12 protein-coding genes and 2 pseudogenes are annotated in these 18,471 nt (G+C 45.1%); 12 read left to right on the top strand and 2 right to left on the bottom strand.

Annotated features, from left to right (window positions below; translation table 11 throughout):
* Positions 1 to 119: 119 nt before the first annotated feature.
* Positions 120 to 566: pseudogene (locus H650_RS17175) on the bottom strand (POTRA domain-containing protein); the annotation flags it as partial.
* A 750-nt stretch (positions 567 to 1,316) separates the two neighbouring features.
* Between H650_RS17175 and H650_RS26140 the strand changes: the two are divergent.
* The 4 genes and pseudogenes from H650_RS26140 to H650_RS17160 all read left to right on the top strand — a co-directional run.
* Positions 1,317 to 1,532: pseudogene (locus tag H650_RS26140) on the top strand (hypothetical protein); the annotation flags it as partial.
* On the top strand, positions 1,532 to 1,795 hold the full coding sequence (locus H650_RS17170) for a hypothetical protein (RefSeq protein WP_020456370.1): 264 nt from the start codon (positions 1,532 to 1,534) through the stop codon (positions 1,793 to 1,795). The pseudogene H650_RS26140 and the gene H650_RS17170, both read left to right, overlap by 1 nt.
* A 290-nt stretch (positions 1,796 to 2,085) precedes the next feature.
* Complete coding sequence (locus H650_RS17165; protein ID WP_020456368.1) at positions 2,086 to 2,451, top strand: hypothetical protein; 366 nt, start codon at positions 2,086 to 2,088, stop codon at positions 2,449 to 2,451.
* Positions 2,452 to 2,821: 370 nt separating this feature from the next.
* The gene (locus tag H650_RS17160) at positions 2,822 to 3,274 is read left to right on the top strand and encodes a hypothetical protein (protein ID WP_189660074.1); all 453 of its coding nucleotides are present in this window, start codon (positions 2,822 to 2,824) and stop codon (positions 3,272 to 3,274) included.
* A 1-nt stretch (position 3,275) separates the two neighbouring features.
* Here H650_RS17160 and H650_RS17155 read toward each other — a convergent pair.
* Positions 3,276 to 4,423, bottom strand: a protein-coding gene (locus H650_RS17155) for an IS3 family transposase (protein WP_110093643.1) whose coding sequence is annotated in 2 segments (ribosomal slippage) — positions 3,276 to 4,186 and positions 4,186 to 4,423 — 1,149 coding nt in all. Because the reading frame shifts where the segments join, the coding sequence is not laid out codon by codon here.
* A gap of 274 nt (positions 4,424 to 4,697) precedes the next feature.
* Between H650_RS17155 and H650_RS17145 the strand changes: the two genes are divergently transcribed.
* From H650_RS17145 to H650_RS17105, 8 genes are all read left to right on the top strand, one after another.
* Positions 4,698 to 6,407 carry a class I SAM-dependent DNA methyltransferase gene (locus tag H650_RS17145; RefSeq protein ID WP_020456364.1) on the top strand — a complete coding sequence of 570 codons (1,710 nt, stop codon included), beginning with the start codon at positions 4,698 to 4,700 and terminating at the stop codon, positions 6,405 to 6,407.
* Positions 6,397 to 7,794 carry a restriction endonuclease subunit S gene (locus tag H650_RS17140; RefSeq protein ID WP_020456363.1) on the top strand — a complete coding sequence of 466 codons (1,398 nt, stop codon included), beginning with the start codon at positions 6,397 to 6,399 and terminating at the stop codon, positions 7,792 to 7,794. The genes H650_RS17145 and H650_RS17140 overlap by 11 nt, the downstream gene beginning before the upstream one ends.
* Positions 7,787 to 8,974, top strand: coding sequence for a DUF4268 domain-containing protein (locus tag H650_RS17135; RefSeq protein WP_020456362.1), 1,188 nt, complete (start codon positions 7,787 to 7,789; stop codon positions 8,972 to 8,974). The genes H650_RS17140 and H650_RS17135 overlap by 8 nt, the downstream gene beginning before the upstream one ends.
* On the top strand, positions 8,974 to 12,105 hold the full coding sequence (locus H650_RS17130; RefSeq protein WP_020456361.1) for a type I restriction endonuclease subunit R: 3,132 nt from the start codon (positions 8,974 to 8,976) through the stop codon (positions 12,103 to 12,105). The genes H650_RS17135 and H650_RS17130 overlap by 1 nt, the downstream gene beginning before the upstream one ends.
* Positions 12,106 to 12,351: 246 nt before the next feature.
* A complete protein-coding gene (locus tag H650_RS17125; RefSeq protein ID WP_020456360.1) occupies positions 12,352 to 13,959 on the top strand; it encodes a class I SAM-dependent DNA methyltransferase in 1,608 nt (535 codons plus the stop codon).
* Complete coding sequence (locus H650_RS24205) at positions 13,956 to 15,449, top strand: restriction endonuclease subunit S (protein WP_020456359.1); 1,494 nt, start codon at positions 13,956 to 13,958, stop codon at positions 15,447 to 15,449. The genes H650_RS17125 and H650_RS24205 overlap by 4 nt, the downstream gene beginning before the upstream one ends.
* The gene (locus H650_RS17110) at positions 15,449 to 17,161 is read left to right on the top strand and encodes an AAA family ATPase (protein WP_020456358.1); all 1,713 of its coding nucleotides are present in this window, start codon (positions 15,449 to 15,451) and stop codon (positions 17,159 to 17,161) included. The genes H650_RS24205 and H650_RS17110 overlap by 1 nt, the downstream gene beginning before the upstream one ends.
* Positions 17,162 to 17,163: 2 nt before the next feature.
* Positions 17,164 to 18,288 (top strand): hypothetical protein, encoded by a 1,125-nt coding sequence (locus H650_RS17105; protein WP_020456357.1) that lies wholly within the window; start codon positions 17,164 to 17,166, stop codon positions 18,286 to 18,288.
* Positions 18,289 to 18,471 lie beyond the last annotated feature (183 nt).

Here is an 18,471-nt window from a genome sequence, read left to right as displayed (position 1 = left end):
ATCATTTTTAAGTATTTTCTTATGGGCTTAATGAAAAAACAATATTCAGGACGTAAATAGAGAAAAGCTATTAAAATTTAGTTTTAGCGCCGGATATATTCCGGCTTCATTATTTAGAGTAACTTCCCCTCCCGCACCACAATGTGTAATTCGTCGTGGGATAAATCCTGTTCGGTGAGAAACGCGCGGCTGGTAATATAGCCCCGGCTGATATACCAGTCGGAAATGGCGGCGGTGAGTCCGGTTATTTTCGCCATGTTCAGGCACTGGTTCTGCCAGGGAGAGAACAGCTTCTGCTGCGCCCTGGCGTTAATAAGGGTGACGCCGGAAAGGGTGATGGTGTGAATATCAAAACAGGGGCCGCCGGCCTGCGCGTCAGACGGGGTGCGGCCTGCGCGCGGCAGCGGTGTGGCACGTTCCAGCTCATCGCGCTGCTGCTGGTTCTGGCGCAGCAGTTGTTCCTGCTGCTGACGGACAGCATCACGATCCGCCGGTGATAATGGCGCAGCCTGTAGTGCTACCGCTGCAAATAATAAAGACCATGCCAGATAACGCACGCTGACCATCCATGAGAAAGAGAATATACGTCACCCCAAAAATTCAGTTTTGGTTAGGTATTATTAGAACAGGTATTTCCTGTATATTCCTATTAAAAAGCTGCAAAGACAATCACCGCGCAATAAAACGGACAGAATGAATAAATAATTTTATTTTAGTTGCGGATATATTCGGTGTGATAACGATGCTTAAAGAGATTAATAATAAATATGACAGAAATGCTACACTTTCAAGAAATAAATAAGACAGTGATTACCCACAAATAAACGGGAAGCATAAATATAATCTCATTCGGGAAAATCTTCAGGCAGGATGAGATAGAGAGAAGTGCTGACTGCGCCTACAGTGAGCTACATTCTTCTCCAGGTCACATCTGTTGCGGAAATCGTACTAGCGATTGGAGGGCGAGTATTTAACAAAAAAACGGTGAGACATTGATTCTTGCAACGTGACAATCGGCATTTATCCTTGCTTTCACATATCGTTGGACAAAGAGTGTTAAGGGACACTACGTTGCGTTTGAAGTCACTCTAATCCCGGTGATCGCCTTTTTTCGATCCTGACGAATATTCAGCTCTGAATACTTGCCCGCTTCGGGGCAAAGTGGATATTGAGCACATCGTGATAAGTTGCCTTCTGCGAGCAGGTCATCTGGCCTGGGGCCGATCACCGGGTGTCTACCTCAACTTGGTTCAAGTCGGCGAAAACATGAACGGCTGCTATATTCCAGCCCACAACCTCCAAAGGTACAAATATCGGATACGGATAAACGGTTTTATACTCAAGAAATCAGGGAGCGAGAAAGATACCGGAGTCTGGGTATAAAAGATGATGAACGACCGAAGAATAGAGCTGAAGTCTGGAATAACACCCATACTGCAACGTTGGAAGATTATAAAATAAACGAAAAAACACATCCTTTATATACACCAGAGGCTGAGGAAGCGTATCGCAAAGCGGAGGAGGGAAAATAATGTTAGATCTTGAAAATATTTATAAAAATGAGAGTGTGGAAGATATTCTCTTGCATTTCGCGCTGCGCACTCCTTATCCAGTCATTGATCGCATGTTTGTTCGTTACAAATTTGAAGTAATTTCAGAAGGTAAGTTGTTACAAACGTTTCAACGATTGATCCGTGAAGGTAAATTGGTAGAAAACGAAAATCCTCTTCCGGAAAAAGGCCCCAACTGGAAAGAACCTGATTTTGTGACACAAAAAAGATACGGCATTGAATGATCCACCTGACAAGCCGCTGAACAGGGGCTTGCCACAAGTTGCATTTTCACTATCCAGCCATCACACGTGCAGTAAACTTCGGCAGTTAGCATGACAGCAATTTTAGCTCCACCAACGGCATGTCTGTATCCCGCTGCGGAGCCGCCTTGTTCCCGTCCTTTATTATGAGTGCCAGCAGATCGGATGTGTCTGGATTATCAGTGTCCAGTACGATTGAGATGGTCATTTACTGCCGCAGTAAGCGTATGATGTAAAAAGCCAAACACCGGCATACACCTGAGTACCTGGCCATGAAAATTTTACTCAAATCTCTGCTGATCGCTGCTGCCTTTTCCTCGGTCTCTGCTCATGCAGGCACCACAATCTACCATGATGGCGATACAACCTATGTGGATAGCGATGAGGGCAGAACCACTTATCAGAATTTAGGCGGCACCGTATTCGGTAGTGATGGCAGCATCACCTACCAGAGCGGTGATCGAACTTTTTCGCATGATAAAGACGGGCATACCACATCATATTACGAAAGCAGTGGCATAGTTTTCGGTAGCGATGGCAGTAGAAAGCAAACCATTGGCAATTATACTTACATCACAGACGCAAGCGGCAAAAAACAGATTTGTTATGACGAGGGTCCCAGGACGATCTGTATGTGAACATTCCCGGTGGCTGAATTGATCTCATCTTCCCCTGATTCTGTGCAATGACGTCAATACTGACACAGACCGGTACGATGCCGGTCTGCTGCACACAATCGTTTGCTACATCATCTCGATATACAGGAACCCGGTAAAGACTGGTTTTTTGCTGCTTCCACTGGCTGGACAAGCCTGTGACGGATCGGGCACGTCGGTACTGTGCTTTGTATGGCCACAAGCAGCTGCTGTGACGAAGCCAGCCCAACCAATACTGTGATTATTATTTTTTCATTTCTGTAGTTTCATAAAAAACAGAGATCTACAATGTGAATTTTCGTATGTTCTTTTTCCGCACTTTTGGTGCTAACAAGGGTATCACGTGAATACGATGAGCGTACTGGCTCCTCTGGGGGCGGGTGTACTGGCATGGGCAATTGCAGGATGTACCATATCCGGTAGTATGCAAGATAAAAAACATAGCAAACTGGTGTCCAGAGTTTCGGGGATCCTGGGAGGAGCTTTTATTGGTTTTGTCTGTTTGGTCGCAACAATAATATTTGTTCATGATTCTGAGAGCCCGAAACCGGAAGAAGAGACAACGAAGACAGTACCTGCCGCAAAAGATTACGACGAATCCCACATAGTTACATTCAAAGTGAGTATTGAGACATATGTTTCAAGACTGAATTCATTGTTAGAAAGGCTGCAAACAGGCTACAAAGCTGATTTTCAGACTACGGAAACAGATATATATTTTGATGGATTTTATAAATTTGACGAATGCAACAGAATAGGAATTACAGCAAATAAATTTAATCATAATGTGAATCGCCACGGATAATCTAGACACTTCTGAGCCGTTGATAATACAGGTTTTCATATTCAGCCGGTGGCATCTGCTCGCTCGAACCATGCCGACGCTTACTGTTATAAAACATTTCGATGTAATCAAAAATATCGCTTCTGGCTTCGTCTCTCGTTCCGTAGATCCTTTTCTTAATCCGTTCGCGTTTCAGTAGCTGGAAAAAGCTTTCCGCAACCGCGTTGTCGTGGCAGTTACCGCGACGACTCATGCTGCCTTCCAGACCGTGTGATTTCAGGAACGACTGCCACTCATGGCTCGTGTACTGACTGCCCTGATCAGAGTGAACCAGTACCTGCTTTTGAGGATTACGCCTCCACACCGCCATAAGTAATGCGTTCAGGACAATCTCTTTTGTCATGCGGGGTTGCATTGACCAGCCGATAACTTTTCGGGAGAACAGGTCAACCACCACGGCCAGATACAGCCAGCCTTCGTGGGTTCGGATGTAGGTTATGTCCGTCACCCAACGCTCATCCGGTGAGTCCGGATTGAACTGCCGCTGGAGCCTGTTGGGTGTCACGATGCTGGCTTCGCCTTTACGTGCTCGTGGGCTACGGTACCCAACCTGAGCTTTTATTCCGGCACGCTTCATCAGCCGCCAGACCCGGTTCACTCCGCACTGCTGTCCGGTATCACGCAGATCGAGATGGATCTTGCGATAACCATAGACGCAGCCAGACTCAAGCCAGAACTGTTTGATCTGCCCGGTCAGCATCTGGTCTGTCTGGTGACGCTGCGAATGTGGCTGCTGAAGCCAGAAATAAAATCCACCCGGATGGACATCCAGAACCCGACAGAGCAAACGAACAGGCCAGCAACGGCTGTTGTCGCGGGTAAAGGCGTACCTCAGTCGGACAGCTTTGCGAAGTACGCCGCGGCTTTTTTTAATATGTCCCGTTCGTCCGTAACCCGCTTCAACTCTTTCTGAAGACGGCGGATCTCGGCCTGAGCATCTGACTGTTCATTATGAGTGGAAGAATCCGGGCCGTACTTCTTTATCCAGGCGTAAAGACTGTGAGTGGTGATATCGAGACGTGTTGCAACACTGGAAACAGAATGACCACGATCAACAACCTGTTTGACTGCTTCAATTTTAAACTCTTCAGGATCACGCTTACCGCTCATGGGTATCTCTCTTTAAGTCATCTTAAATGACTCTGAGGTGTCTGTTAAAACCGTGGCGATTCACCTCAAAGCAGCAAACCTCTCAAAAAAATATAGTTACAAAGATTTTGAAATGGCTTTTTGGATGATTGGTACTTGTAAAGAACAAGCGCAATTTCAGTGGCCGTATAGCTTGCACTTGAGGTGCCTGCGGGTATGATCTTGCGACATACACCACTAAAACGAATTCGTGGCGGCACTTTTAGCCTGCCCCTGTGTTTTCCGGAGGATTTACATGAACAACGCTGAACAGCTATTCCTAAACGAGCTGGATAACAAATTCTGGAAGGCGGCTGACAAGCTGCGCGCCAACATGGATGCCGCCAACTACAAGCATGTAGTGTTAGGGCTTATCTTTCTGAAGTATGTCTCCGATGCTTTTGAGGCTCGCCAGCAAGAACTGATCACATTGTTCCGCGATGTCGGCAACCCGGACAACATCTACGCCATGTCGCGCGATGATTACGACTCCGACGAAGATTACGCACAGGCGATTGTTGATGAACTGGAAGTCGAAGATTACTACACCGAAAAGAACATCTTCTGGGTGCCGAAAGCCGCACGCTGGGATACGCTTAAAACGAAAGCGATTCTGCCGACCGGTACGGTGCTGTGGGTGGATGAAACCACCGGACAGGATGTGAAGCTGCGCTCCGTCTCCTGGCTGGTGGACAACGCGCTGGATGAAATCGAAAAAACCAACCCGAAACTGAAAGGCATTCTGAACCGCATTAGCCAGTACCAGTTGGGCAACGAGGTACTGACCGGGCTGATTAACACCTTCTCTGATGCCAACTTCAGCAACCCGGAATATAACGGTGAGAAACTGAGCTTAAAGAGCAAAGATATTCTCGGCCACGTATACGAATATTTCCTCGGTCAGTTCGCGCTGGCGGAAGGTAAGCAGGGCGGCCAGTATTACACGCCAAAAAGTATCGTCACCCTGATTGTTGAAATGCTGCAACCGTATAACGGGCGCGTGTATGACCCGGCGATGGGTTCCGGCGGGTTCTTTGTTTCCAGCGACCGTTTTATCGAAGAGCACGCGGGCGAGAAGCAGTACAACGCCGCCGAGCAGAAGCGCAATATCTCCGTTTACGGCCAAGAGTCCAACCCGACCACCTGGAAGCTGGCGGCGATGAATATGGCGATCCGGGGTATCGACTTTAACTTCGGCAGCAAAAACGCCGATACCCTGCTGGACGACCAGCACCCGGATCTGCGTGCCGACTTCGTGATGGCAAACCCGCCGTTCAACATGAAGGAGTGGTGGAACGCGAAGCTGGAAAACGACGTGCGCTGGAAATATGGTACGCCGCCGCAGGGCAACGCCAACTTTGCGTGGATGCAGCACATGATCCACCACCTCGCGCCAAAAGGTTCGATGGCGCTGCTGCTGGCGAACGGCTCAATGAGTTCCAACACCAACAATGAAGGCGAAATCCGCCGCAACCTGATTGAAGCGGATCTGGTGGAATGTATGGTGGCGCTGCCAGGGCAACTGTTTACCAACACCCAAATCCCGGCCTGCATCTGGTTTCTGACCAAAGATAAATCTGGTGGCAACGGCAAAGCACACCGTAAAGGTGAAGTGCTGTTTATAGACGCGCGCCAGATTGGTTATATGAAAGATCGCGTGTTGCGTGATTTTAGCCGTGAAGATATCGCCAAAATTGCCGAGACCTTCCATGCATGGCAATCGGATAAAGACTACGAAGACGAAGCCGGATTCTGCTTCTCGGCAACGCTGGAAGATATTCAGAAAAACGGCTTTGTATTAACCCCTGGGCGCTATGTCGGTGCGGCCGAGCAAGATGAAGATGATGAACCGTTTGCCGAGAAGATGGCACGACTGACGGCGCAGCTTAAAGATCAGCTCGAAGAGAGTGCGAAGCTGGAAGCACAGATTAAGGCGAATCTGGGAGGGCTGGGTTATGGATTTTGATGAATATAGTTTTGCAGATTTATTGTCCAATATTGTTGACAATAGAGGGAAAACTTGTCCAGTAGAAGATAAAGGTTTCCCATTAATAGCGACAAATTGCATCAAGGATGACTCATTATATCCTGTTTTCGAGAAAGTTAGATTTGTATCAGATGACACATATAAAAATTGGTTTCGAGGTCACCCAAATGCTGGAGACATAATTTTTGTATGTAAAGGTTCTCCTGGACGTGTTGCATGGGTGAAAGAACCTGTTTCCTTTTGCATTGCCCAAGATATGGTCGCAATACGTGCAGATCAAAGATTAGTTGATCCTATGTTTTTATTTTTATTGCTTCGTTCTGAGCAAGTGATTAATAAAATAAATAACATGCATGTTGGTACTTTAATCCCTCATTTTAAAAAAGGTGATTTCAAAAACCTCTATCTTTCAATACCTAGAAATCTGAAAATTCAGAGGGCCATTGGTTTGTTTTATTTCTCTCTTAGTGAAAAAATTGAGAAGAATAAAGAAATCAACCAAACCCTCGAACAAATGGCACAAGCCTTGTTCAAAAGTTGGTTTGTTGATTTTGAACCCGTAAAGGCCAAAATTGCGGTACTGGAAGCGGGCGGTTCGCAGGAAGATGCAACGCTTGCCGCCATGACGACCATTTCTGGGAAAGATGCGGATGCGCTGGAGGTTTTTGAGCGTGAACATCCTGAGCAGTATGCCGAATTAAAAGCCACGGCAGAACTTTTTCCGTCGGCGATGCAGGACAGTGAGTTGGGGGAAATTCCGGAAGGGTGGTCGATTAAACCATTAGATGGAATCGCAACCTATCAAAATGGGTTGGCGTTACAAAAATTTAGACCAGAGAATGAGAATGACTTCCTTCCGGTTGTGAAAATCGCACAGTTGAAGAAAGGTTTTTCTGATGGTGAGGAAAAGGCATCTCCAAATATCAAACCTGAGTGCATTATTGATAATGGGGATGTCGTCTTCTCATGGTCAGGTTCGTTGATGGTGGATATTTGGTGCGGCGGCAAAGCAGCTCTTAATCAGCATTTATTTAAAGTCTCATCTACCAAGTACCCTAAATGGCTTTACTATAAATATACAGCCCATCATCTCATTGAATTTCAGCGTATAGCTGAAGCAAAAGCAGTAACAATGGGACATATAAAACGAGAGCATTTGTCCCAAGCAAAATGCCTCATACCTTCATCTGAAACAGTTCATGCTTTTACACCTTTTTTCGAACCGGTACTAAATAAGGTTATTTCTAATCGGTTAGAAACTCGGAAACTTGAAAATATCCGCGACACCCTTCTCCCCAAACTCCTTTCGGGCGAAATCACCCTGCCTGAAGCGGAGCAGGCGGTAAGCGAGGTGGAAAATGTATAAAGTCGATACGCCGACCAATAGCCTGCACTCGTTGCAGGAGGTGTCTTTTAGTAGCCTCGGTTTTACCGAGCGCTATCATCTTCAGGAGTGGTTGGCGAAGAACCCTCAGGCGTTGACCCGCGATAATGATGATGAACTGCTGATCATCCAGAAAGAGTTCGCCGGTTTTGACGACACCAAAGAGCGCCTCGACCTGCTGGCTATCGATAAACAGCGCAACCTGGTGATCATTGAAAACAAGCTTGATGACTCCGGGCGCGATGTGGTGTGGCAGGCGCTGAAATATGCCGGTTACTGCGCCAATCTGCGCAAAGAACAGATCCTCGACATCTTCCAGCTCTATCTCGACAAATACGAGCCGGAAGAGACCCGTCCGGCGGCTGAAGTGATGGCTGAGTTTCTGGAGTGCGAAAGCCTGGATGAAGTGCAAATCAACCAGAGCCGCACCCAACGAGTGATGATGGTGGCGGCCAGCTTCCGCAAAGAAGTGACCAACACCGCGTTGTGGCTAATGCAGTTTGGCCTGCGGGTGCAGTGTTTTAAGGTTAAGCCGTACAAATTCAACGACGATGTGTTTGTTGATATCCGCCTGGTGATCCCGACGCCGGAAGCGGAATCCTTCATGATTGGCATGGCGCAGAAGGAAGCAGAAGAGCAATCTACCAGCGGCGGAGTTAAAGCTATCTTGATGGTCCGCAAAGCCTTCTGGACCAAAACCCTTGAACGTCTTAAAACCAGCTCCTGCACGTTGTACAACAATATCAGCCCTTCGACCGACCATTGGATCAGCGCGGGTTCCGGTATCAGCGCCGTTTCATGGAACCTGATTTTCAGTAAAAAAGAGAGCCGCGTTGAGCTGTGGATTGCCAAATCCTCTGCGGAGAGTAACACCTTTGCGTTTAACTGGCTCTATGAGCATAAAGAGACAATTGAAAACACCTTTGGCCATGCGCTGAAGTGGGAGCCGTTGCCAGGCAAAAAATCGTGCCGAATCTCTTTCGCCACGCCTGCCACCAGCCTCGACGAGAGCAACTGGCCAGAGATGATCGACTGGCTGCTGGTCAACCTGACGGCGTTTGAAAAAGCGCTCGCTCCCTTTATTGCCCCACTGAATATGGCGCTAAAAGATATTTCCAACGCGCCGGAAGAAACGGAAGAACCTGAGACAGAGGAAGCCTGATGCTGAGCGAAGACGATTTAGAACAGCAATGCCTGCAATGGTTTGTTGAACAGGACTGGGAAGTGTTGCACGGGCCCGACATTGCGCCGGATGGCGATAACCCGCTGCGCGCCTCATTTCATGATGTGTTTCTGCGCCCGGTAATGCTGGAGCAGCTGCAAACCATCAACCCTCATCTCCCTGTTTCCGTGCTGGAAGAGGTTATATTGCGGATTACCCGCCCCGAAAGCCCGGATCTGGTCGTCAGCAATAAAGCCTTCCACCATCTGCTGCTCGACGGAGTACCCGTTGAGTACAAACGGGATGACAAGGTTATCCACGACAACGCGCTGTTAATGGATTTTAACCATCCAGACAACAACCGCTTTATGGTCGTGAACCAGGTCGCCATTCAGGGAATAAAGCAGGTACGTCGCCCGGATGTCATTGGCTATATCAACGGCCTGCCGGTGGCGGTGATCGAACTAAAAAGTCCGATTGATGCTAACGCCGATATCTGGGCGGCGTTTAATCAGCTACAGACCTATAAAAATGAACTCAGCGACCTGTTTATCTGCAACGAAGCGCTGGTGGTGAGCGACGGGCAGAATGCGCGTATCGGCTCACTGACAGCTGATGAAGAGCGCTTCCTGCCGTGGAAAACCGTGGCTAACGAAGACGATAAGCCACAGTTTGACTGGCAGCTAAAAACGGTAGTGCAGGGTTTCTTTAATCGTGCGCTTCTGCTCGATTATATTCGTTACTTTGTGCTGTTTGAGTCTGACGGCAAACGGCTAATCAAGAAGATTGCCGCTTACCATCAGTTCCACGCGGTGCGTGAGGCGGTTGCGGCCACGATTGTGGCGTCTACCGGCAAACATCTGCCGCTACGCAGCAACATTACTCCGGGCAGTAAAAAAGCAGGCGTGGTGTGGCATACCCAGGGCTCTGGCAAAAGTATCTCCATGTGTTGCTATGCCGGGAAACTGCTGCAACAGGCCGAAATGAACAACCCGACGATTGTGGTGGTGACGGATCGTAACGATCTCGATGGGCAGTTATACGCCACCTTCTGCCAGGCACAGGATTTATTAAAGCAGACACCATTGCAGGCCAACGATCGCGATGAATTGCGCGAGCTGCTTAATGCTCGTGAATCAGGCGGCATCATCTTTACCACCGTGCAGAAGTTTGCGCCGCTGGACAGCGAGCAGAGCCATCCGGCACTCAATCAGCGCAGCAACATAGTGGTGATTTCCGATGAAGCGCACCGTAGCCAGTATGGCCTGAGTGCCACGCTGGACCGCGAAACCGGGGTCTATAAATACGGTTACGCAAAACATATGCGCGACGCGCTGCCGAATGCGTCGTTTATGGGCTTTACCGGTACGCCGATTGCGTCTGAAGATAAAGATACCCGTGCCGTATTCGGTGATTATGTCTCTATCTACGATATTCAGGATGCGGTGGATGACGGCGCGACTGTGCCGATTTACTACGAATCCCGGCTGGCGAAACTCGACCTGAATCATGAGGAACTGGAAACACTCTCCGACCAGGTGGATGAGCTGGTGGAAGATGAAGAGACAGGCCAGCAGGAGAAAACCAAAGGTGACTGGAGCCGTCTGGAAAAGCTGGTGGGTTCTGAGCCGCGTATCAAACAGGTAGCCGCCGATCTGGTTCAGCACTTTGAAACACGCAATGCGGCCATGAACGGCAAGGCGATGATTGTGGCCATGAGCCGTGATATCTGCGTGAAACTGTACGATGCCATCGTGGCGATACGCCCGGAATGGCACAGTGAAGACGTCGAACAAGGGGCGATCAAAGTCATCATGACCGGATCGGCGTCAGATAAAGATCATCTGCAATCGCATATCTACAACAAACAGACCAAAAAACGCCTGGAAGCCCGCTTTAAAGATCTGAACGATCAGCTGAAACTGGTGATCGTGCGGGATATGTGGCTGACCGGATTTGATGCCCCATGCTGCCACACCATGTATATCGACAAACCGATGCGCGGCCATAATCTGATGCAGGCAATTGCCCGCGTTAACCGCGTTTTCCGGGATAAACCCGGTGGGCTGGTGGTGGATTATATCGGCATTGCCAACGAGCTGAAGCAGGCACTGAAAACCTACACCGACTCAAAAGGCAAAGGACAGACGACGGTCGATGCCCGGGAAGCCTTTGCTATTCTGCTGGAAAAAATGGATGTCATTCATGGAATGTTTGCCCGTTCGGCAGGTAAGCCGGGGTTTGATTACACAGGCTTCTCCCGCGATCCGCTGGCCTTCTTGCGTGATGCCGTGAACTACATTCTGGGGCTGGATGACGGTAAAAAACGTTATCTTGATGTCTCGCTGGCGATGAGCAAAGCCTGGTCATTGTGTAACACCATTGATGAGGCCAAACCTTTACAGGAAGAGTTCGCGTTTCTTTCGGCGATCCGAGTTGGGCTTATCAAACTTGATCCGAAAGCCAAATTTAGCCAGTCAGAGAAAAACTCGCTGCTGAGTAAAATTCTTGATAATGCTGTTGTCGCAACAGGGGTTGAGGATGTTTTTGCTTTGGCCGGATTGGATAAGCCAAACATAGGCTTGCTGTCGGATGAGTTCTTGGAGGAAGTGCGGGAAATGCCGCAGCGTAATCTGGCTGTAGAGTTGCTGGAAAAACTGCTCAATGACGGGATTCATGCACGTTCCGGTAATAACGTAGTGCAGCAGAAGAAATATTCTGACCGCTTAAAGGCTGTGCTGGTTAAATACAACAACCGTGCTATCGAAACGGCACAAGTTATTGAAGAGCTGATCCAGATGGCTAAAGAATTCCAGGAGGCAATGGCACGTGATGATGCGCTGGGCCTGAATCCGGATGAAATTGCTTTCTACGATGCGTTAGCTGAAAACGAAAGTGCCGTGCGTAAGCTGGGAGATGACATCCTTAAAAAGCTAGCGATTGAAGTGACAGCTCAATTACGAAAATCCACAACTGTTGACTGGCAGGTCCGTGAAAGCGTGCGTGCAAGACTGCGTGTTCTAGTACGCCAAACGCTACGTAAATATAAGTATCCACCGGATAAAACGCCTTACACAGTTGAATTGATACTTAAGCAAGCTGAAGTCGTTTCGAATAGCTGGACAGTCTGAGAGAATGCAGCAAAGCTCAATAACCGAAACACTATGAACTTACTGGAAACAGAAATGATCAAAATAGGTTTCTGGATCGTCTTTCGTTGGAGCTAGATCATGAGCATCTATCGTGTCAAAAACAAAGCCAAACTTAAAAAGTATTTAAAAATCAAATCGTTAATCATCTAAAAAAGTTAATGTAGCGGTATTGACACCGAAGATGCTTTAATAGGTTCTATGCAAAAAGTCAACCATGAGCACATTATGACTAACAATGATATCGTACAAAAACTCTGGAACCTTTGTGATGTCTTACGTGACGATGGTATTAGTTACAGTGATTATGTGACTGAATTAGTGTTTCTACTATTCATAAAAATGGCTCATGAGAATACTGCAGCCGGCATCATCAAGGAACACCCACTCCCAGCAGGTTGTCGCTGGGAGGATATCGCTGGTAAATCGGGAATAATCCTGCTCAATGATTACAAGCGAATTCTACGATGCTTATCTACAGGTAAAAATGACGATGGTGAACTTGCACATGAAGATCCGCTCATAGAGGCTATTTATTCAAATGCTCAGACCCGTCTCAGTGAGCCCAAACGTTTAGAGCAAATAATCAAAACACTGAATCAAATCGATTGGTCTAGCGCTCAAAAAGATGGGCTAGGTGCTTTGTACGAAGGTTTGTTGGAAAAAAATGCCAGCGAAACAAAATCCGGTGCCGGACAATATTTTACGCCTCGAGCACTAATCAACTGCATAGTACGATGCATCAAGCCACAAGTTGGCGAGCTTATTCAGGATCCTGCGGCAGGTACCGGTGGATTTTTAGTTTCAGCTGAACAGTATATGAGATGCAATACAGATAACTATCAAAGACTCTCTTCTAACGCTTTAAAATTTCAAAGAAATATAGCTTTTACTGGCGTCGAGCTAGTGCCTAATACTCGCAGACTCGCACTAATGAACTGCCTTCTTCACGGCATGGAAGGAGGCAATGAAGGCGTAGTGCATCTAGGCAATACTCTCGGAGAGGCAGGTGAGGCATTAAGCCCAGCAGATGTTATTCTCGCTAACCCTCCTTTTGGTAGCAGCATGCGTGAGGATATTTCCAATTCACGTATTTTTAAGTACAGTACAACCAACAAGCAGTTGGCTTTTTTACAGCATATTTATAGTAATTTAAAACCTGGTGGCCGAGCAGCTGTAGTTTTACCTGATAACGTCCTGTTTGAAGGAGGATTCGGAACCCTGGTGCGTCGCGACTTGATGAATAAATGTAATCTGCACACCATATTGCGCCTGCCTACAGGCATTTTTTATGCCCATGGTATAAAGACCAACGTGTTGTTTTTTACCAAAGGTAGTGCTACGGATCGATATCAGGAAGAGAATTGTACACAAAATGTCTGGATATATGATTTGCGTACAAACATGCCAAATTTTGGAAAACGCACACCTTTTGGTGATTCCACCGTAGGCTTCGCAAAAAAAGACTTTGGCAAAGACCCTCACCTTGGTGCATTTGAAAAGGTCTATGGTAATAATCCAAACGGAACAAGCCCTCGCACTGAAGGTGACTGCAACTTAGACGTTAGAGTAAATGACAATAAAAATGCGACTAAAGAAAACCAAAACTCTGAAAAACAGCTTATTCACTCGTATTGGCGTAGTTTCACTCGAGAGTGGATCCGTGATATCAAAAATGATTCGCTAGATATTAACTGGGTAAAAGAAAACGAAAATATAGATGTTGCAATACAGCCAGAACCTGAAGAACTTTTAAGTCAAGCAAAGGTAGAACTGAATATTGCGTTAAATGAGTTAAATATACTGATATCTGCGCTAGAAGGAGCAAAAATATGAATCGAGCAGTTTTACCTTCTGGCTGGAAAACCGTCAAAGTAGGAAGCATTGCTCGAGTGATAAATGGTGCAAATATTCCCTCAAAATATAAATCCAAATCAGATGGAAATATCCCTGCATATAAAGTTTCAGACATCATAGAAGCTATTTTAAATAAAAATGGTAATTTAATAACCGCTAATCACCTCATTGATAATGAAAAAATTGCTGAGTTAAAAAGCGAAATGTTATCGATAGGAACTACTGTATTCCCAAAAAATGGTGAATCCGTAAATTTAAATAGAAGAGCTTATGTTCTGAAAGAGGGATTCGCTGACAATAATGTCATGGCAATTTTGCCTGATCATTGGGAAAGTTCACGATTTATTTACCACTTTATGCGGTCGGTTGATCTGCGGGATATGTCTCGATCAACTACAGTACCTTCTTTACGAAAGGAGGATATTGAGAATTTAGCGATTGCATACCCATCACTCAACGAACAAAAATTCATTGCCAACTTGCTAGACTCTTTGCTAGCTCAGATTGAAACTACCACTACGCGCGTAGAACGTATCAGGGCCATCTTAAGAAATTATCGGCAAGCCATATTAACTAAGGCTTTCAACGGGACATTAACAGCTGAATGGCGAAGAGAGCATAAGAAACTTAAAAAAATCAGCTTATCTGAGATCAGCGATTACTGGGCAGCGAAGAACCAAAAAAATAATAAAAAGTCACCAATCCCGAAATCTCACCACATAGATCTAACCGAAAATATTCCTATCACATGGTTATCCACAACAATAGGCCATGTTTTTGACGTCCAGATTGGTGCAACACCAAAACGTAATATTCATGAATATTGGAATGGCGATCTCCCATGGGTCAATAGTGCAGAAGTTGCCTTTTGCAAGATTAGCTCCACAAATGAGACAATTACCGAGCTGGCTCTGAGTAATACGTCAACAGCAATACATCCTCCAGGTACCGTTATGCTTGCACTAAACGGTCAGGAGAACGTGAGGGGTCGTGCAGCTATTTTGGATATTTCAGCCAGTCATAGCCAGAATACTGCTGCTTTGCGCATCCCTGAAGGGTATGTGATGTCTGAATTTTTGTATTTTTTCTTGATGCAGCAACATGAACACATACTGCGTTATGGAGTGGGGAGCATACAACCAACTTTGAATAAAAGTCTTGTTCAGTCCCTAGCATTTAAACTTCCACCACTTGAGGAACAAATTCAAATTGTCCGCCACTTAGAAGAACTCTTCGACCTTTCTGATCGCATAGAAAAAAAGCTGAACGCAGCTTTAGCTTCTATCAGCAATCTTAACCAATCTCTGCTGGTCAAAGCTTTTTGTGGCAATCTCACATCACACTGGCGTGCTGCTAATCCGGACTTAATCGCTGGGGATAATTCCGCCGAAACCTCACTTAACAAAATAAAAACAGAGCGTGAAGCAAAACTACCGCCCAAAAAAAACCGTGAAAAAAAGGCTAACTGATGCGCATCTTGTTAATACACCTGCAAGGACAGTATAAAGGGTTAAAGGATCAAATTTTTAACTTTAGTGAGACTGAGGGCAACATCGTTGCATTCATTGGGTTGAACGGTTCTGGTAAGTCACAACTTCTTGAACTGATTGCGGAAACATTTGGTTATCTGGAACGTTATTTTCGCAGTGATTTTAAATGTCGTAACTGGTTTCCTTCTGTTGCCATTGAACTTCAGTATTGTAACCAAGCCTATGATTCTGATAGGACAACATTTGTCTATACCGTGAACATTAATAACCATGGACAAGTTTCTATAAGTCGTGATGGAAGCCATTTGGATCTGAATGATCCAGTTAATGAAGGAGTTAGAGAGGAGATTTTACCTAGTCACATCGTAGGTTACTCTTCAGGACTGAATGAAAATCTCCAAAGACCATTTATGAAAAATACAGTTCAATATCTGGACGTTATGAACATTAAACGCGCTTGGGAGCGTCGATTATCAATTATCAATGAAGCACGAAATACGATCGGGAAACATCTAACCGAATCTGACCTAGAATTGTTTGGAAGCCAATTCTCTGAAGCCTACCTTTACTACCAAGGTCGATATCCTGCGTTGTTTCCAGATTTGCCTGTAGGTTCAAGTGTATCAGACAACTTAAGCATTGGCCTACGACCAACGGCACTACCTCGGCTTAAGTATTTTGACCAAGATACTACGGCGTTAATGCTGGCCAGTATGGGAATGACGTCTGATACCGAACAAAAGGAAATATGGAAAAATAAACAACGGTTTAACAAAATTCATTCCGTAACACTACGTTATGATCTTCGTAAATTTACTTATGACTCGGGAGCGTTATTAGATATTGCCAAGCTGATAAAAAGTATCCGTAGCATCGATCCTAGTAGCTATAATCCATTATCGGGTGTAAGTGAAACATCAGAAGAGTTTTACAACCAGTTTGAACTCGATTATTTGGGAGGTGAAATCACCATTGACTATAGTGCTCGTAATATACAAGAAGTACTTTCTGATAGTTTCTTTACTCCACAGATATTGTTCGAGAAGCTGTATCGTTTGCAACTTCTAGCTGCTGATTTTTGGATGGGTGAGACTAAACGTCAGCTTAGACAAGATAGCTTTGTTCTTTCGGTCAAAAAACCCCAAAAATGGAAGTCCCCTATTCAAGTATTGTCATTGAAGCTTACCGATGGTGATAATTGTATCGAATTTGATGATTTGTCTGATGGTGAAGCTCAGCTTATCCAAATTTTATCAATGGCGTCTATATACAAGGATAGCCGAACCCTCTTCCTCTTAGATGAACCAGAAACACATCTAAATCCATCTTGGCGTACGTATTTTCATTCCTATATTGAAGATGTAATTTGTGCTGATAATGATAGAGTTCAATTATTTATTTCAACACACTCCCCTTTTATGGTGTCGTCCCTAAATCGAAAAAATGTTTACCAGTTTAGGCGAAACAATAATGGAATTATTGATATGCAAGTTGTGCAAAATGAAACATATGGTGCTTCATTCGATGTATTGATAAAAGATCTTTTTGAGCTTCGCTCACTGATCTCACAAAGTGTAGTTGATGAAATCCGTGAGCAGCTGAAACTTGGAGACGGACATGCCAAAGAATGGATTGAAAACAACCTTGGTTTATCCGCTGAAAGAGCATATCTACTAAGGAAATTAAGTTAATTATGCTGTTTCTATTATCTCCTAACTCACCACGATTTCAGGTATTTGTATTACTCAATGCGGAGCTACTGCATTTCATCGAACATTCAGTTTCTTCCGGAATCTTCCGTGAAAATTTATTTACTGAAGGTGAAGTCGGTAAGGCTTGCTGGAATAATTCAAAGGGCAATAATCAAAGAGCTAAGAATGATCTAACTAAAGAGAAATTCGAAAAGCTATATATAGAGTTACAGAAAACTACTGAAGGTGTGCGGAGCCAGTTATTTGAATCAATTCGTGATAATCAAAATCTACAACTTTTTTTCAGCAACCCTAATAGAGGAATTCTGGATTTTTTACCAAAAACATGTTTTGAAGCTTTAAAGAATGTTACAACTCATCTTTATTGTTCGACTAAGGATATCCAAGCAATAAAAGATCAGGCGGGTGGGGTAGATATAAACGCCCACTTTAATGCTTTTCGCAATGACGGAGTAAATGGAAATATCTGTAAAGCCTGTGGGATGAGAGAACTTGCACCTTTCAGGGCTGGTGTTCAAGAAGAGGAGCAGTGGCGTGCAGATTATGATCATCAACTCTGCAAATCGAAGTATCCGATTTTTGCCGTACACCCTGATAATCTTATTCCATTATGTGATGTTTGCAACCAAGATGCAAAGAAAGCAAAAGATCTTTTCCGAGATAGCAACAGTAATAATCGGTTATCATTTTATCCTTATTTAGAAGAAGCCAGAAATTTTATAGATATTGATATAGAAAGGCTTAGAGATCCGGAACCAATGATCAGTGTTATCTGGTCAACTATGGATGAAGAGCTTATTAACAAGCTGAACACTTGGGATGAGATCTATGAGATCCGCAGTCGGGTTGAGGGTAAGTTAAGATCGCTTGAATTGGTTGTTGAGGATGAAATTCATCCTATTGATTTATCCGATCTTCAGGAACAGTTAATTCGTAGGGCCAGACCTATCCCTGAAGCTACTCTTAAACGAAAAGAGTGGGCATTCTGGTACCAGAAATTATTTTATCTATTATCTCAAATCGACTTGGAGCCATTTGAAGAAAAACTTGTTTTTATTCAACAGCAAGGGCTCGATGGTGGTGAATATATATTGGGTGAAGATTAAGATTCACTCATTACGCTCTTCATATTTAGTTTATGTTAGAGCAGTTAATTTTGCTTGAGTGTTAAGTGTCATTGCGAATGACACAATACTTTCGCTATGGGGAATATGTACATTACATAACCCTATCAGTTTTATTTTTTCAATCTCAATAAACAATTTATCAAGCTAAGAACTACTTTCATT

This window comes from Enterobacter sp. R4-368 (genome assembly GCF_000410515.1).
Classification (GTDB): Bacteria; Pseudomonadota; Gammaproteobacteria; order Enterobacterales; family Enterobacteriaceae; genus Kosakonia.
This window is presented reverse-complemented; position numbering and strand designations above follow the sequence as displayed.

Excerpts from the sequence above, each read along its gene's own strand:
- H650_RS17170 (WP_020456370.1), top strand. The coding sequence starts at position 1,532 with ATGTTAGATCTTGAAAATATTTATAAAAATGAGAGTGTGGAAGATATT.
- H650_RS17165 (WP_020456368.1), top strand. The coding sequence starts at position 2,086 with ATGAAAATTTTACTCAAATCTCTGCTGATCGCTGCTGCCTTTTCCTCG.
- H650_RS17160 (WP_189660074.1), top strand. The coding sequence starts at position 2,822 with ATGAGCGTACTGGCTCCTCTGGGGGCGGGTGTACTGGCATGGGCAATT.
- H650_RS17145 (WP_020456364.1), top strand. The coding sequence starts at position 4,698 with ATGAACAACGCTGAACAGCTATTCCTAAACGAGCTGGATAACAAATTC.
- H650_RS17140 (WP_020456363.1), top strand. The coding sequence starts at position 6,397 with ATGGATTTTGATGAATATAGTTTTGCAGATTTATTGTCCAATATTGTT.
- H650_RS17135 (WP_020456362.1), top strand. The coding sequence starts at position 7,787 with ATGTATAAAGTCGATACGCCGACCAATAGCCTGCACTCGTTGCAGGAG.
- H650_RS17130 (WP_020456361.1), top strand. The coding sequence starts at position 8,974 with ATGCTGAGCGAAGACGATTTAGAACAGCAATGCCTGCAATGGTTTGTT.
- H650_RS17125 (WP_020456360.1), top strand. The coding sequence starts at position 12,352 with ATGACTAACAATGATATCGTACAAAAACTCTGGAACCTTTGTGATGTC.
- H650_RS24205 (WP_020456359.1), top strand. The coding sequence starts at position 13,956 with ATGAATCGAGCAGTTTTACCTTCTGGCTGGAAAACCGTCAAAGTAGGA.
- H650_RS17110 (WP_020456358.1), top strand. The coding sequence starts at position 15,449 with ATGCGCATCTTGTTAATACACCTGCAAGGACAGTATAAAGGGTTAAAG.
- H650_RS17105 (WP_020456357.1), top strand. The coding sequence starts at position 17,164 with ATGCTGTTTCTATTATCTCCTAACTCACCACGATTTCAGGTATTTGTA.